This is a genomic window from Amycolatopsis sp. NBC_00345, assembly GCF_036116635.1.
GTDB lineage: Bacteria > Actinomycetota > Actinomycetes > Mycobacteriales > Pseudonocardiaceae > Amycolatopsis.
On record NZ_CP107995.1, the window covers coordinates 9,600,978 to 9,616,552 of the forward strand.

Here is a 15,575-nt window from a genome sequence, read left to right on the forward strand (position 1 = left end):
GGATCGCCTGTCTGTTCGTCTAACCTTGCGGGGGTGGACGTGTTCAGTGACTTGATCCGCGGGGTGCGGGCCCACGGCTCGTTGTTCGGCAGCTCGACCCTGTCCACGCCGTGGGCGCTGCACTTCGTGGACGGCGCGCCGCTGACGCTGTGCACCGTGGTGACCGGGGCGGGCTGGATCGTGCCGGAGCACGGCCGGCCCGAGCCGCTTCGCGCCCGCGAGACGATCATCGTGCGCGGCCCCGCGACGTTCAGCTTCGTCGACGAGGTCGGCACCCAGGCCGAACTGGTGGCGTGCGGCGAATTCTGCGCGACGCCCGACCAAGGCGGCACCCGGCACCGGCTCGGCTGGAACGATCCCGGCTACGACTGCGGTGGTGTGCCCGACGCCAACGGTGGCGGCGCGACAACCCTGATCGTCGGCGCGTACCCGGTGCGCGGCGAGATCAGCCGCCGTCTGCTGGACGCGCTGCCCGTCGTGCTGCGCGCGGACGAATGCGACACGACCGATGCCGTGCTGGACAACCTCGCCGCCGAGGTCGCGGTCGACGCACCCGGCCAGCAGGTGGTCCTCGACCGGCTGCTGGACTGGATGCTGGTCTGCACGCTGCGCGAATGGTTCGACCGCCCCGGCGGCGAGCCCCCGGCCTGGTGGGCCGCCCAGCGCGACCCGGTGGTCGGCGACGCGCTGAGCCTGCTGCACGCCGAACCGGCGGCCCCGTGGACCGTCGCCGCGCTGGCCGATCGCACCGGGGTGTCGCGTTCGACGCTGGCCAAGCGCTTCGCCGACCTGGTGGGCGAACCGCCGCTGACCTACCTCACCCGCTGGCGCATGACCCTCGCGGCGGACCTGCTGGTCGAGCAGTCGGGGACCGTGGCGGACATCGCCCGCACCGTGGGCTACGCCGATCCGTTCGGTTTCAGCGCGGCGTTCAAACGGGTCCGGGGCGTCAATCCGAGCGAGTTCCGGCGCACTGTCAGCTCGCAGTGACGGCGCCGGCCGGTCACCGTTGCATCCTCGGGTCCTCGGTCGGATCCGCGTACATCGGCGGACAGCCCGCCTCGACTGCTTCCGGCCGCAGCTCGTAGTGCCACGGTTCGTTCCGATAGATCTGGCACAGCCCGTACGCCGTGCCGTGCTCGGACAGCCACGCCCTGGCGGCGGAGGGGCCGACGTCGACGGCGTGGCCGGACACGTGGGCGGACGTGTCCGGGGTGGCCACCCACCGGATGGCTTCGGCCGCGGAGCCGTACCTCGAGACCGCCTCGGCGAACAGCCATTCCTGGTATTCCGGGGAACGCCAGCCGCCGTTGACGCGGAACTCGACGCCGTCGGCCGCGGCGGCGGTGGCGGCCCGGCGCAAAGCACTCAGCAGCGCGGGGTCGAGGTTGGCCACGGCCGCCGCCCCGTCGTCGAAGGGCGTCACGGGGTCGGGGACGGCGCCGTGGGACTGCGGCGGGCGGGTTCGTGCTGATTCGAGGGAGGGCATGCCGTCAGTGAAGGCGGCGTGGTGTTGCCGGCGCGTTGGCGGTTTTGGATATGCCCGCGATATGGGCCGGCTCGTACTATCGGAGCATGCGTGTGCTGGTGGTCGAGGATGAGCCCTACCTGGCAGACGCCATCCGCGACGGGTTGCGCCTGGAGGCGATCGCCGCCGACGTCGCCGGTGACGGGGACACCGCGCAGGAACTGTTGAGCATCAACGCCTACGACATCGCCGTCCTCGACCGCGACATCCCCGGCCCGTCCGGTGACGAGATCGCCCGGGGCATCGTCGCCTCCGGCAGCGGCCTGCCGATCATCATGCTCACCGCCGCCGACCGGCTCGACGACAAGGCCTCCGGCTTCGAGCTGGGCGCCGACGACTACCTCACGAAGCCGTTCGAACTCCGGGAGCTCGTGCTGCGGCTCAGAGCACTCGACCGCCGGCGCGGCCACAGCCGGCCACCCGTACGGGAGATCGCCGGACTGCGGCTGGACCCGTTCCGCCGCGAGGTCTACCGCGACGGCCGTTATGTCGCGCTCACCCGCAAACAGTTCGCGGTGCTCGAAGTCCTCGTCGCGGACGAAGGCGGTGTCGTCAGCGCCGAAGAGCTGCTGGAACGCGCGTGGGACGGGAACGCGGACCCGTTCACCAACGCCGTGCGCATCACGGTCTCGGCGCTGCGCAAACGGCTCGGCGAACCCTGGCTCATCGCGACGGTGCCCGGCGTCGGCTACCGCATCGACGCCGGAGGCGGAGACCGTGACTAGGCGTTCCGGGCTGAGCGTGCGCCTCAAACTCACCCTCAGCTACGCCGGATTCCTGATGATCGCCGGTGTTGTGCTGCTCGCCGCCGTGTGGGTGTTCCTGCTGAGAGGCTTTCCCGCCAGTGCGTTCGCGCCCAACTTCGGCAACTTCCTGCGTGCTTTCGACCCCCGCAACTTCGGCCCGGCCGTCTTCGTGCAGGCGGTCGGCGTCGTCATGCTGTTCCTGCTGGTCTTCGGCCTGGTCGGCGGATGGATCCTCGCCGGCCGCATGCTCACCCCGCTGACCCGCATCGCCGACGCCGCCCGCGAGGCCGCGAACGGATCGCTGTCCCACCGGATCCGGCTGCCGGGCCGCCAGGACGAGTTCCGCGAGCTCGCCGACGCCTTCGACGCCATGCTCGAACGCCTCGAAGCACACGTCGTCGAGCAGCGGAGGTTCGCGGCCAACGCCTCGCACGAGCTGCGTACCCCGCTGGCGATCTCGCAGGCCATGCTCGAAGTCGCCCGCAACGATCCCGGCCACGACTCCGGTGAACTGGTCGAACGCCTGCACACCGTCAACGCCCGGGCGATCGAGCTCACCGAAGCGCTGCTCCTGCTCAGCCGCACCGCAGCGATCCTTCACGCGGGAGCCCGTCGACCTGTCGCTCATCGCGGAAGAAGCCACCGAAACGCTTCTTCCTTTCGCGGAGAAGCACGGCGTCACCGTCGAGACCTCCGGTGACCTCGCCCTGACCGAGGGCTCACCCGCCCTGCTGCTGCAGCTGACGACGAACCTCCTGCACAACGCCATCGTCCACAATCTCCCCGAGCACGGCAGCGTGCGGATCGAAACCGCCGCGCGCTCCGGGTTCGTCATGCTGACCGTCGAGAACACCGGCGACAAGCTCAGCCCCCAGCGGGTCTGGACCCTCACCGAACCCTTCCAGCGCGGTACCGGCCGCGCCCGCGGTGATCATGCCGGGGTCGGCCTCGGCCTGGCCATCGTCCGAAGCATCACCCGCGCCCACGACGGGATCTTCGACCTCACCCCGCTGGCCGCCGGCGGGCTTCGCGTCGCGGTGCAGCTACCCGCGCCGGCCCGGCCACCGGTGAGCACGCCGAACCTGGGCGGTCATGCCGCCCGGCTCGACCAGGTGATGGGGAAATCGAAGTAGGTGTCCGGGTAAGGCTCGTCCTCGAGCGTGTAATGCCACCACTCGTATTCGTAGGCGGCGAAGCCGCAGGACTCCATGATGGAGCGGAGATGGTGCCGGTTCCCGGCTTCGGCCTCCGCGATTCCCGGTGCGCCGTGGTGGGAGACCGAATCCATCAGGTCGTGGTCGCCGCCCATGGCCACGAGCTCGCCGGAGGCCAGGTGATAAAGCGTCAGGTCGACCGTGCTGCCCCGGCTGTGACCCGACTTGACCGCTACGTAGCCCTGCTCGAACATGTCGGCCCGATCGATGTTCGGATAGTGCCGCGGCTTCGTCCGGCCGTCGTCGGGCTCCTTCGACCAGCGCACGAACCGGTCCACGGCGCGTTGCGGCCGGTAGCCGTCCCACAGGACCAAACCGAAGCCGAGCGAGGCGGCCTTCTCGTGCGCGCTCTCCAGGGCCGCGCACAAAGCCGTCGTGCCGATGATGCGATTGAGCAGGTATCCGTCCACGGGCTTGCCGGTGAAGTTGTCCCAGGTGGCGTACTTGGCGTCCCAGCGAATTCCGGGCACCACCTCGTCGACGAAGCTGAAGCCGTCTTTCACCGGACCCTCCCCGCCAACGCCAGTGACACGGCCCGGTCGAGCACGTCGGCGAACGACAGCCCCGCGGCCGCCATCATCCTCGGGTAACGGCTGTAGCGGGTCAGGCCGGGAAAGGTGTTGACCTCGTTGAGGACTACCGTGCCGTCCTCCTTGAGGAACATGTCCACTCGTGCCAGCCCCCGGCAGCCGAGTGCGCGGTAAATCGCCTTCGCCGTCTCCTGCACCAGCACGCGCGTCTCGGCCGGAATATCGGCGGGCACGGTCACCGTCGAGTTCTCGGAACCACTTTCCGGATCGATTTCCTGGTGGATCCGGAAAAACCCGTGCGACAGCGTGATCTGATCCACCTCGCCGACGATCAGGTCCTGCTCGTTCCCCAGCACCGCACACCCGACCTCGCTGCCGGCTACAGCCGCTTCGACCAGCACCTTCGAGTCGTACTTCCGCGCGGCCTCCACCGCGCTCGCCAGCTCTTCCCGGCCGGACACCTTGCTGACCCCGAAAGACGACCCCGACCGGGCCGGCTTCACGAACACGGGATAGTCCAGCCGGCCGGCATCCAGGTTCTCGTCCACCGCGACCACCCGGCAGGCCGGCGTCGCGATCCCCGCACTCGCGACGACGGCGTAGGCCAAGGACTTGTCGATACACAGCGCGGAACTGGGCACGTCGCAGCCGACGTAGGGGATGCCGGACAGCTCCAGCAACCCCTGCATCGCACCGTCCTCGCCGTGCCGGCCGTGCAGAACCGGCAGCACGACGTCCAGCTCGATCACCTCGTAGCGCAGCTGCGCCAGCACGTGCAACCCGGGCGCACTCCGGTCCGGCGACAACGCGACGGGACAGTGATCGCCCGTTTCCCAGCCTTCCCCGGGGCCGGCGCAAAGCCGCCAAGCCCCGTCCTGGGTGATCCCGATCCAGAACGGCTCGTACTTCCCGGCATCAAGGTTCCGGGCCACCTCTTGCGCGGACTTGACCGACACGGGGTGTTCTTCGGACGTGCCCCCGAAGATGATTCCGACCTTCACCTTGTTCATGCCTTGTCCCCGATTTCGAATTTCAAGCAATTGATCAGGCTGTTCTCGACGATGTCACTCAGCGCGTGGTCCGTGTAATAGGCGGTATGCGGGCTGATCAATACATTGGGCATTCGCTGCAATCGCGCCACTGCCGCACTTTCGGCGACCTTGCCCCGGCAATCGGCGTAGAAGACCCCTTCCTCGCCTTCGAGGACATCCAGCGCCGCGCCGCCCAGCCGGCCATTTTCCAGAGCGTCGAGCAGCGCCCCGGTATCGATCAACGCGCCCCGCCCGGTGTTGACGACCACCGCGCCGCCCTTCAGCTGGGCGATACGCGACCGGTCCAGCAGATGATGCGTGCGCGCGTCGAGTGGCGTGTGCAGCGTGACGATGTCACTCGACTGCAGCAGCTGGTCGAGCGGCACGTGGCCGGCCGGACTTCGCGGACGCCGGTCGTACGCCAGCACGCTGCACCCGAATCCCCGCAGCCGGTCGATCACCGCCGCGCCGATCCGCCCCGTCCCGATCACCCCGACGGTCAGGTCGCGCAGTTCTTTCCCCCGCGCCGGGGCCAGGCGGTAGTCGTGCACCTCCGCGCGCCTGAAGGTGGCTTTGGTGTTTCGCACCGACATCAACATCAGCATCACCGTGTAATCGGCCACGCTGTCCGGCGAATACGCGACGCCTTCGACGGAAATGCCGACGCTGCGCGCGTATTCCCCGTCGATGTGGTCGTAACCGATGCTCCGCGTCGAGACGTACCGCACGCCGGCCCGGCTGAGCGCGAGAAGCGCGGAATTCGAGATCCGCGCTTTGTGCCCGACGCTGACGCACCGGTTCCCGGCGGTCAGGCCGACGTTGGCTTCCCCCACCGTCTCCGCCGTGACCACCAGCCGCACGCCCCAGTGAGCGGCCAGTTCCCGGAACAACGCGGTCTCGTCCGCCTCACAGCCGTAAACCGTGACCCCGGTCGCCCGCACCCCCAGAGCGGACGACCCGGCCCGCACCGCTTCGCTGTACCTCATGCCCGCCAGTCAACGCATCCCCACGTTGCCGGCCCGTATTCACTTTCCGATACGCCCGCGATATCCGGCGGACCCCGGCTTCGCTACCGGGCCGGCGCGCCCAGGCCCAGCACCAGGCCGGCGGCGCGGGTGGTGCCGCCCGGACCCGGGACGACCAGTAGCCGGTCCCGCTGTCCACGGCCCGGCCTGCCCGTTCAGTACGCTCAAAGGTGCCCGAAGAATTATCGGCAAACGGGCGACCTGCGTGGCCGCTCACGGCGCACGCAGGTCACCGGATCGCCCGTCGGCCTGGCCGAAAACGGCACCACCAAAGGGAACCCGGCCCGATCGGTCCGGACGTGGGTCGACGGCACGGATCCCGCCGTCGGGCGACGGCGGGATCCGCGGGTTCACATTCAGCAGGTGCAGACGCCGGTGTTGATCACTCCGGCGGTGCCGTTGGCGCCGCCGAGACCGTTGGCGCCATTGGTGATGCCGGCCGTGCCACCGCCGACGGTGACGGTGCCGGAGCTACCGACACCACCGGCACCCAGGGTGCCGCCGAAGCCGCCGGCACCACCGGCGCCGGGAGAACAGCCCGTGCCGCCGTTGCCGCCGGCGCCGCCGTTTCCGCCCTTGCCACCGGCCACGGTCGTGGTTCCGGCGCCGAGACCGCCGTGGGTCGTGCCGCTGTTGCCGACACCACCGGCCCCGCCGGTGCCACCCGCGCCGCCGGCCCCGCCCGGCTGACCGGTGCCCATGCCGTTGCCCGCCTTGCCGCCGAGCCCGGCGTTCCCGCCGGTACCGCCGGTGACCTTGATGGTGTCCACACCGCTGCCGCCGGTGATGGTCGCGGAGTTGCCGATCCCGCCGGCCCCGCCGACGCCACCCGCGCCACCGGCGCCGCCGCCGTGCCCGCAACCACCGATGGCCCCGATGCCGCCGGTCGCTCCCGCGCCGCCGGCGATGGTGGCGGTGTCCGTTCCCCCGCCGAGGGTGAGCGGCCCGGAGTTGCCGATCCCGCCGACGCCACCGGCGCCGCCGATTCCCCCGACACCACCGGTTCCGGCAGTGGGGCCACTGACACCGCCACCACCGCCCAGTCCACTGAGGCCACCGGCACCGCCGGTGACGATGACGGTGTCGTTGCCGCTGCCCGCGGTGATGGTGCCGGAACTCGCCACGCCGCCGGCGCCACCAGCCCCGCCGGCTCCACCCGCACCGCCCGCGCCGCCCAGCACTCCGGCGCCGCCGGATCCGCCCGTGCCGCCGTTGCCGCCCACGCCACCGCGGACGGTGACGCTGTCGGTTCCGTTGCCGGAGTTGATGATTCCCGAGCTGCCGAGGGCGATGCCGCCGACGCCGCCCGCCACCCCGACCCCACCGGCGAAGCCGGCCGGATGGGTGCTGGTGCCGGTCGCGCCGTTGCCGCCGACGCCGCCCACCGTGCCGGCGGTGCCGGTGACGGTGACCGAGTCGTTGCCGGTGGTGCCGAAGACCGTGCCGTTCATCGGGCCGCCGGTGACGGTGATGACGTCGTTGCCCGCGGTGCCGGTGAGGGTCTGGCCGGAGGCGATGCCCGCGGTGCAGACGATGGTGTCACCGGAACCGTTGGGAGTTCGAGTGCACCCGAGCGGGTCCGCGTGGGCCGCGGGCGCGGCCACCAGTGCGAATCCGGCGGCGGTGCCCAAGGCGATCAGGGCCCGTCCGGTCCGTCCGGCTGTGGTGCTGCGTGCTGTCGATCTCATGATCGGTCTCCACCCGTGGGATGGGCCCGAGGCCGATGCCGCGGGCCCGAGGATGGGGCGTGGGACCGGGGTCTGGGGGTTCCGATGTCCTGTGCCGCAAGGACACCGGCGTCACCCTCCACTCTCATGCTGAAGCGTCCACCTCACCGCACCGGATGGACAGGGCGGCGACGGCCGGTCACTCCTACGCTGGAAGTTCTTCGCTGACCGGGTGACGGCTCGGAACTCACCGTTTCGGCCAATGCCAGGCTGGTTGGTCCAATCTCCCCTGGCCTTCAACGATCGTGGCGCCGAATTCCTTGGCCAGCTCCAGCGTGGTGACGTCCGGGGCGATCGTTTCCAGCGCATGGACCAGAGGGCGGGCGTGGGAGACGACAACCAGCTGCGTGGTCTTCGCGGCGCGGGTGATCAGGGCGGCGAGCGCGGGCAGCAGGTCCGGGTGCAGGCTCGTTTCGGGCTCGTTCAGCACCAGCAGCTCCGGCGGGCGCGGGCTGAGCAGGGCGGCCACCCACAGCAGGTAACGCAGGGTGCCGTCGGACAGCTCCGGCGCGCTGAGGGGGCGCAGCAGGCCGTGCTGGTGGAAGCACAGCTCCAGCCGTCCGCCGACGGAGTCGACCACCAGCCTCGACCCGGGGAAGGCGTCGTCGACGGCGGTGGCCAGGCCGTCGCGGTCGCCGACCTCGTAGATCGTCTGCAGGGTCGCCGCGAGGTCGGTGCCGTCGTGGTGCAGCACCGGGGTGCGGGTGCCGATGCGCGACTGCCGCGCGGGCGCGCCGGGGTCCGTGCGGAACTGGTCGTAGAAGCGCCACGACCGGATCCGCTCGCGCAGCACCAGCAACTCCGGCGAGGCCCGCGGGTCGGCGAACTCGCTCAGCATGCTGTCGGTCAGCCCGATCCGATGGCTGTCACCCGACCACGCGCCCGTCTCGCCGCGGGTGCGGACCACCGGGCCCGCCCGGTCGGCGAGCAGGCCGGACGGGCGCAGCACCGGACCGCTCCACACGCACTCGCGCTTGAACTCCGGGTCGAGGTCGAACAGGCTGTCCACCGGTGTCGGCATCCCCAGATCGAGCGCGTACCCGTACTCGTCGCCGGAGAAGCCGAGGCGCAGCGCGAGCGGCTTCGTCCGGACCGTGCCCTGCACCGGCGCGCGGCCTTCGCGGACGGCGCGGCCCACCGACTCGGGCCCGGCCCACAGGGTCGACGGCAGCCCGCCTTCCCGCGCGAGCGCGGCGACCGCCCCGTTGCGCGCGGCATCGGCCAGCAGCCGCAACGCGCGGTACAGGCTTGATTTCCCGCTCCCGTTGGCGCCGGTCACCACGGTGAGCCGGGACAGCGGCAGCACGAGGTCGCGCAGCGAGCGGTAGTTCTCGACGGCCAGAGTGGTCAACACCCGCCCGACGCTAGCCGTGCCCACCGACAAGATCAGGATTCGTCGGAGCTTGATAACGATCGTGACTACCTTCGTGGCCGGATCGGGCCTATCCACCTGGTCATCTCACTGTCGGTCGCCAAAATAATTCCGCCCGTGTTCGCGGCCGGTAGACGTGGCGGCTCATTCATCGGATCTTTGTGCACGGAGTTACGAGGTCCGACCGCAAAGGAGCGGCCATGGTTGTCAGGCCAACATCGGGCAGGGCCGGGAGGCGGAAGTTCAGCGTCCTCGCCGCGTCGGTGCTGATGCTGTCGGCGATCCAGATCCCGGCCGCCTCGGCGGCGCCGGCCCCGGCACCGGTCCCAGCTGAGCCAAGCGCGGCACGGCCCGATGCCCAGCTGGCGCAGAAGCCCTACATGGGCTGGAGCAGCTGGAGTCTCGAGTCCACGAACTACCCCGGCGTCAACCCGACCGGCTCGGCCAGCTGGCTGACCGAGAAGAACGTGTTGCAGCAGGCCGACATCCTCGCCGCGAAGTTCAAGCAGCACGGCTACGACCACCTCAACCTCGACGCGGGCTGGCTGGGCTCCTTCGACCAGTACGCGCGCCCGGTCGTCGACGCCAAGAAGTTCCCCGACGGCATGAAGTACGTCGCCGACTACGTGCACCGGAAGGGCCTGAAGCTCGGCTCCTACCTCGCGGTCGGCCTCGACATGAAGGCCTACAACGCCGGCAACTCCCCGATCTTCGGCACCACCGGCTGCCACACCCGTGACCTCGTCTACCCCGACCTGCGCCAGACCAGCGGCTGGGACAACCAGTCGTACCAGATCGATTTCGCCACCCCGTGCGCCCAGGCGTACATCCAGTCCGAGGCGAACCTGCTCGCGAGCTGGGGCGTGGACTTCCTGAAGCTGGACGGCGTCGGCCCCGGCTCGTTCCGCGGCGGCGCGCAGTACGACAACACCGCCGACGTGAAGGCGTGGTCCGCGGCGCTGAAGAAGACCGGGCGGCCGATCGAGTTCATCCTGTCCTGGTCGCTGAGCCACGACCGGATGGACGTGTGGAAGCCGAACGCCAACGGCTGGCGCATCGACACCGACGTCGAGTGCTACTGCGACACCCTGGTCACCTGGAACAACTCGGTGAAGGGCCGCTGGAACGACGTCGTCCAGTACATCCCCGACGCCGGCCCCGGCCACTGGAACAACCTCGACTCCCTCGACGTCGGCAGCGGCAAGATGGACGGCATCACCGAAGCCGAGCGGCAGAGCTACATGACGTTGTGGGCCATCGAATCCGCGCCGCTGTACCTCGGCGACGACCTGACCCAGCTCGACGACTACGGCGTCAAGCTGCTCACCAACGACGAGGTCATCGCCGTCGACCAGGCCGGGGTGCCAGCCAAGCCGGTGAGCCAGAAGAGCGACCAGCAGGTCTGGTACGCCCGCAACGCCGACGGCAGCTACACCGTGGCGCTGTTCAACCTCGGTTCGGCGCCGGCGAAGGTGACCGCGGACTTCGGCGACTTCGGCCTCACCGGCACGGCGAAGGCGCGCGACCTGTGGAGTCATCAGGAATTGGGGCCACAGAACGGTTCCTTCAGCGCCACCCTGCCGGCGCACGGCTCGAAGCTGCTGCGTCTCACGCCGGTGAACCCAGTGCTGCTCCCGGCACCGGCCGTCGTCCACGGCACTGCTTCGACGCCGTCCAGCATCTCGCTGGCCTGGGACGGTTCGGGGAATCGGGCCACCGGTTACGACGTGTTCGCCGGCGGCCGGAAGGTCGCTTCGGTGACCGGCACGAGCGTGACGGTGGGCGGCCTCAAACCCTCGACCTCGTACGGCTTCACGGTGGTGGCCCGCGACCGGTTCGGCCGCAGTTCCGCGCCGGGCACCGCCGTGTCGTACGTGACGCCCGCGGCGACCGGGCCGGTGGTCTACGAGGCGGAGGCGGGCAGCCTGAGCGGCGGCGCGTCCGTCTTCGACTGCACCTGCTCCGGCGGCAAGAAGGTCGGTTACGTCGGCGGCAGCGGCCAGCTGACGATGAACAACATCAAGGCGGCCAAGGAAGGCACCTACCTGGTGCGGCTGGGTTACGTCGACGGCGACACCAGCCGCTCGGCCGTGGTCACGGTGAACGGCAGCGCGTTCAACCTGCCGGTGCCCGGCAGCAACGACAACGACTGGAGCACCGCCCGGGCCATCACGGTGCCGGTGCACCTGATGGCCGGGGACAACCAGGTCGTCTTCGGCAATCCCGGCGACAGCGCGTTCGACGTCGACCAGATCACCGTCTAGGGCTACTGCTACTGCAGCAACCCGATCGGGACCGCTATGCCCAGGAACAGCACGAGCTGATAGGCGCTGTTGAGCACAGTGAGCCGAACCGGCTTCTGCTCGAAGCCGTTGTGCTGCGCCAGAGTGGACAGCGAGAAGCCGAGCCACGCCACGAGTCCGACCGCCAGGGCGACCCAGAAGGAGCCGGTGCCGAAGAAGCCGGACGCGATGGAGCTGGCGGCTGCGAGAGCCAGCGCGGTGACGACGATCGACGCCACCAGGACCATGAACGGCCCCTTGCCGCCGCTCGCGGAGTCCTCTTTGGTCACCCCGGTCAGCTTCCGCCAGACGCCGCCGGCCAGCCCCCAGTCGCTGTACCAGACCCAGGCGATCGCCATGCCGACCACGATCGCGGCCACGACGGCCGGCCAGCTGATGCTCAGCTCCACGAAATCTCCCCTGCTCGACACTCTCCCGCGCGGTTGATATAATCAAGTGCGATGGAAAAAGTCAATCAGAAGGCCAAGGGTCCGCGCTCCTACGGGCAGTTCTGCGCCCTCGCGCGCTCTCTGGACGTCGTCGGCGACCGGTGGACGCTGCTCATCGTGCGCGAGCTGCTGCCGGGTTCGATGCGCTACACAGAGCTGAAGACCTCGCTCAAGGGCATCGCGACGAACCTCCTGTCCGAGCGGCTGAAGACCATGGAGGTGAACGGGATCGTCGAGCGGCGTCTCGAGGGCGCGGGCGTCGGCTACGCCCTCACTCCATGGGGAGCGGGGCTGCGAGAGCCCATGGAGGCGCTCGGCCGGTGGGGCGCGCCGCTGCTGGCCACCGGCCAGGGCGACGACGCCTTCCAGCCGCGCTGGCTGACCCTGGCGCTTCCCGCCCTGCTCCGAGGCGCGACCGCCGCTCCTCCCGTCGAGCTCGGCATCGAGACGGACGGCTTCCTCATGGTCCTGAGAGTCGACGAAGACGGTCCGAGCGCATTCGTGCCCGATCGGGATCCGGCCTCGGTGCTCACTGCCGCTCCCGACGTGGTCGTCGGTCTGGCCACTGGAGCGATCAGCATCGAGCAGGCCGTCGCCGCCGGCGAGTTCCGGGGCGACTCGAACGTCCTCCGAACCGCGTTCGTCCCTGCTCGTGCGGACGTGACTCCACAGGCCAACGGTGACTGACGAGCACGGAAAAGCGGGGGAGCAGTGAAAAACGGGGGAGCAGTGAAAAACGGGGCCGGCTCACGAGAGCCGGCCCCGTTCACGTCACCGCGTTCAGTGGGTCAGTACCGGCAGCTCCTCGTAGATGCGCTGCTGCGGCGCCGTCATGTCGACGCGGAAACCGTTGGCCCACAGGGAGTTCACGCGTGAGCGCTCCTGCGAGTTCGGCAGGGCGTTGGTGCACGACGGGCCGGGGCCGCCGCCCGACATCAGCTCCGAGCACGGGCCCGAGTAGTGGTCGGGGAGCCCGAGCACGTGGCCGGTCTCGTGCGCGGTGATGCGGGTCTGGTTGTACTGCTGCGCCTGGGCGTAGTCGATGAAGATGGTGCCGCTGCCGTGACCGTCGGTCTGGGCGTAGGAGCCCCGCGGGTCGTTGCCCTCGGTGTAGCGCAGCGACGCGCCCGAAGACCGTTCGACCAGCTTCACGTTCGTCACGGAGTTGTTCCAGTTGGCCGCGCCCGCGTTGATGGCGGAGCGGAAGGTCGGGGCACCGGACGTGCTGTAGTACACCGTGGTGACCGCGGCGGCCTGCTGGCCGGTGGCCGGGGCGGCGGTGGCCGTGCCGGAGACCAGCGGGGCGGCGGCGAAGGCCAGTGCGATCGCGCCGGACAGCAGAAACTTCCTCGACATCGGAAAGCTCCTCGGGGGAGGGGGATGGGGATGGGGATGGGGGGAGACAGAGCGGAGATTTGCCTGATTTGCGCGCGCAGAGGCAAATCTAGGCAGTTTCCGCCCTTTTGTGACCCGACTTTCGTACTGTCCGGCAAATGGTGATTTCCCAACACCTTCCCCGGGTTGACATGCTCATCCGTGCATGGGTCAGCCGACCGGCTCGGCCAGTGGCAAGTCGAGGTGGTGCTGCCAGGTTTCGACCAGGCGCAGGTCGGCCCGCTCGATCGCGGTGCCGCAGTGGTCGCAGGTCTCGCCGGGGCGCGTCGAGTGCCCGCACGGCGTGTGCACCAGCCGCATCGGCTCCGAGGCGGCGGGTGACGACGTGTGCGCGTCGCCCCAGGCAGCGATCGCGTGCAGGATCGGCAGGGTGTCGGCGCCGGCCGGGGTGAGCCGGTACTCGTACCGGGTCCGGCCGCCATCGCGGTACGGCACGCGCGTGAACAGGCCGGTTTCGACCATCCGGGCCAGCCGCGCGGAGAGCACGTTGTCCGCGATTCCCAGCCTCGCGCGGAACTGCTCGAACCGCGTGACGCCCGCGTGCGCGTCGCGCAGGAGCAGCAGCGTCCACGGTTCGCCGAGCGCGTCGGCGCCGCGGGCGGTGGGACAGGGCGTGCCGGTCCAGTCGCTTCGACGGCCCATCGGATCTCCTTCCCCCTGCTGACTTGCTTCAAGCAAGTTTACGCCGTACCGTCGTCGCTGGCTAGCTTGCTACTAGAAAGTCAGAAGGAGTCGATCTTCATGGAGATCAAGGGATCGGTCGCGTTGGTCACCGGCGCGAACCGCGGTCTGGGCCGCCGGTTCGCCGCGCAACTGCTGGAGCGCGGCGCCGCGAAGGTGTACGCCGCCGCGCGGAACCCGGAGTCCGTCGACCTGCCGGGCGTCGTGCCGATCAAGCTCGACATCACCGACCCCGCGTCGGTGCGCGCCGCGGCCGAGCTGGCCGGCGACGTGACGCTGCTCGTCAACAACGCGGGTTCGTCCACCGGCGCGTCCTTCCTCGGCGGCTCGCTCGAGGACGCCCGGCTTGAGATGGACACCCACTACTTCGGCACCCTGGTGATGGCGCGCGAGTTCGCGCCGGTGCTCAACCGCAACGGCGGCGGCGCGATCCTGAACGTGCTGTCGGTGCTCTCGTGGTTCACCGCGCCGCGCGTGGCCGCGTACTCCGCCGCGAAGGCCGCGGGGCTGCAGCTCACCAACGGTCTGCGCATCGAACTCCAGGACCAGGGCACACAGGTCACCGCGCTGCACGTCGGCTACATGGACACCGACATGGCGGCCCACGTCGACGGTCCGAAGGCCGATCCCTCGGACGTCGCGGCTCAGGCGCTGGACGGCGTCGAGAAGGGTGACTTCGAGGTCGTCGCCGACGAGGTCAGCCGACGCGTGCGGGCCGGGCTGTCGGGTGATCTCGCCGGGCAGTACCCACAGCTGGTGTCCTGACGGGACCGGATACTCCTTTCGCGGCACCCGGCGGGGCTGACCCACGGTGCGGCCGGGTAAGCGGTAAGAATGGGGGCGTGTCGGAAGAGGTCGAGGTCAGCGCCCCTCGCACCCGCAACAGGTGGGGTGAGGGTGACCGGCTGCGCGGGGAGATCCTCGACGCGGCCAGTCGCCTGCTCTCGGAGCTCGGCGGCGAGGACGGCCTGACCATCCGCGGCGTCGCGCGTGCCGTCGGCATCGCCCCCGCGAGCATCTACCAGCACTTCACCGACCGGTCCGCGCTGGTCGAAGGGCTGGTGGAGTACGAGTTCGCCCGGCTGCGCGCCGCGATGGAGGCCGCCGAGGCGAGTGAGGACCCGGACGACGCCATGGGCCGGGTCCGCGCGCTGGTCCACGCCTACTGCCAGTTCGCCATGGACAACCCCGGCCACTACCGGCTGATGACGGCCAACGGTGCCACCCGGTCCTCGATCGAGGCGCGGCCGACGGCCTCGTTGCCGGGCATCGTCGACCTGCTCTCCGCCGGGTTCGCGCGCTGCGACGCCGCCGGCCACGCGCTGCGGGTTCCGGCGGAGCGCGCCGGCGTGCTCGCGTTCGTCTGCGCACACGGCCGCGTCGCCTTGTTCCACAACTCGCCGCGGCGCGCGAGCGCGGCCACGGTGCTGCCGTTCGTCGACGAGCTCGTCTCGCTCGTTTTCGCCTGATCCAGGGCGTTTTCTCCCGTTTCGCACCGCCTGTTCTCGGCCGTACTGGTGATCTACGTCGCCAGGGTGGCGAACTCTCCACCAGATTGCCTAACATGTGTTCAGTAAGTGTCCGAACAATCGTTT

15 protein-coding genes and 1 pseudogene are annotated in these 15,575 nt (G+C 70.0%); 7 read left to right on the forward strand and 9 right to left on the reverse strand.

The window, feature by feature from the left end; genetic code table 11:
- Positions 1–33: 33 nt before the first annotated feature.
- The gene (locus OG943_RS43880; protein WP_328606761.1) at positions 34–990 is read left to right on the forward strand and encodes an AraC family transcriptional regulator; all 957 of its coding nucleotides are present in this window, start codon (positions 34–36) and stop codon (positions 988–990) included.
- Between the two features lie 13 nt (positions 991–1,003).
- Here OG943_RS43880 and OG943_RS43885 read toward each other — a convergent pair whose 3' ends face one another.
- Positions 1,004–1,489 (reverse strand): M15 family metallopeptidase, encoded by a 486-nt coding sequence (locus OG943_RS43885; RefSeq protein ID WP_328606762.1) that lies wholly within the window; start codon positions 1,487–1,489, stop codon positions 1,004–1,006.
- 86 nt (positions 1,490–1,575) lie between these two features.
- On the opposite strand from OG943_RS43885, the gene OG943_RS43890 reads away from it, so the two are divergent.
- A complete protein-coding gene (locus OG943_RS43890) occupies positions 1,576–2,253 on the forward strand; it encodes a response regulator transcription factor (RefSeq protein WP_328606763.1) in 678 nt (225 codons plus the stop codon).
- Positions 2,246–3,407: pseudogene (locus OG943_RS43895) on the forward strand (sensor histidine kinase). Before OG943_RS43890 ends, OG943_RS43895 begins: the two are co-directional and overlap by 8 nt.
- Here the strand turns inward: OG943_RS43895 and vanX are convergent.
- From vanX to OG943_RS43920, 5 genes are all read right to left on the reverse strand, one after another.
- Positions 3,365–3,991, reverse strand: a complete 627-nt coding sequence (gene vanX / locus OG943_RS43900) for a D-Ala-D-Ala dipeptidase VanX (protein ID WP_328606764.1) — start codon at positions 3,989–3,991, stop codon at positions 3,365–3,367. The pseudogene OG943_RS43895 and the gene vanX overlap by 43 nt on opposite strands.
- Positions 3,988–5,028: a D-alanine--(R)-lactate ligase gene (gene vanA / locus OG943_RS43905; protein ID WP_328606765.1), complete on the reverse strand. Its 1,041-nt coding sequence runs from the start codon at positions 5,026–5,028 to the stop codon at positions 3,988–3,990. Before vanA ends, vanX begins: the two co-directional genes overlap by 4 nt.
- Positions 5,025–6,035, reverse strand: coding sequence for a D-isomer specific 2-hydroxyacid dehydrogenase family protein (locus OG943_RS43910; protein ID WP_328606766.1), 1,011 nt, complete (start codon positions 6,033–6,035; stop codon positions 5,025–5,027). Before OG943_RS43910 ends, vanA begins: the two co-directional genes overlap by 4 nt.
- 395 nt (positions 6,036–6,430) lie before the next feature.
- Entirely contained in the window at positions 6,431–7,762 is a 1,332-nt protein-coding gene (locus tag OG943_RS43915; protein WP_328606767.1) for a hypothetical protein, read from the reverse strand.
- A 226-nt stretch (positions 7,763–7,988) separates the two neighbouring features.
- Positions 7,989–9,155, reverse strand: a complete 1,167-nt coding sequence (locus OG943_RS43920) for an AAA family ATPase (RefSeq protein ID WP_328606768.1) — start codon at positions 9,153–9,155, stop codon at positions 7,989–7,991.
- Positions 9,156–9,373: 218 nt separating this feature from the next.
- Here OG943_RS43920 and OG943_RS43925 point away from each other — a divergent pair, with 218 nt between their 5' ends.
- Entirely contained in the window at positions 9,374–11,437 is a 2,064-nt protein-coding gene (locus OG943_RS43925) for a fibronectin type III domain-containing protein (RefSeq protein WP_328606769.1), read from the forward strand.
- 8 nt (positions 11,438–11,445) lie between these two features.
- Here OG943_RS43925 and OG943_RS43930 read toward each other — a convergent pair whose 3' ends face one another.
- Positions 11,446–11,865: a DUF1761 domain-containing protein gene (locus OG943_RS43930; protein WP_328606770.1), complete on the reverse strand. Its 420-nt coding sequence runs from the start codon at positions 11,863–11,865 to the stop codon at positions 11,446–11,448.
- Positions 11,866–11,916: 51 nt separating this feature from the next.
- On the opposite strand from OG943_RS43930, the gene OG943_RS43935 reads away from it, so the two are divergent.
- Positions 11,917–12,591 (forward strand): winged helix-turn-helix transcriptional regulator, encoded by a 675-nt coding sequence (locus OG943_RS43935; protein WP_328606771.1) that lies wholly within the window; start codon positions 11,917–11,919, stop codon positions 12,589–12,591.
- A 93-nt stretch (positions 12,592–12,684) separates the two neighbouring features.
- On the opposite strand, the gene OG943_RS43940 is transcribed toward OG943_RS43935, so the two are convergent.
- Positions 12,685–13,260 carry a snapalysin family zinc-dependent metalloprotease gene (locus OG943_RS43940; RefSeq protein ID WP_328606772.1) on the reverse strand — a complete coding sequence of 192 codons (576 nt, stop codon included), beginning with the start codon at positions 13,258–13,260 and terminating at the stop codon, positions 12,685–12,687.
- Positions 13,261–13,449: 189 nt separating this feature from the next.
- A complete protein-coding gene (locus OG943_RS43945) occupies positions 13,450–13,941 on the reverse strand; it encodes a winged helix-turn-helix transcriptional regulator (RefSeq protein ID WP_328606773.1) in 492 nt (163 codons plus the stop codon).
- Positions 13,942–14,040: 99 nt separating this feature from the next.
- Here OG943_RS43945 and OG943_RS43950 point away from each other — a divergent pair, with 99 nt between their 5' ends.
- Both OG943_RS43950 and OG943_RS43955 read left to right on the forward strand, forming a co-directional pair.
- Positions 14,041–14,745 carry an SDR family oxidoreductase gene (locus OG943_RS43950; RefSeq protein WP_328606774.1) on the forward strand — a complete coding sequence of 235 codons (705 nt, stop codon included), beginning with the start codon at positions 14,041–14,043 and terminating at the stop codon, positions 14,743–14,745.
- Between the two features lie 77 nt (positions 14,746–14,822).
- Positions 14,823–15,449, forward strand: coding sequence for a TetR/AcrR family transcriptional regulator (locus OG943_RS43955; protein ID WP_328606775.1), 627 nt, complete (start codon positions 14,823–14,825; stop codon positions 15,447–15,449).
- Positions 15,450–15,575: the final 126 nt, after the last annotated feature.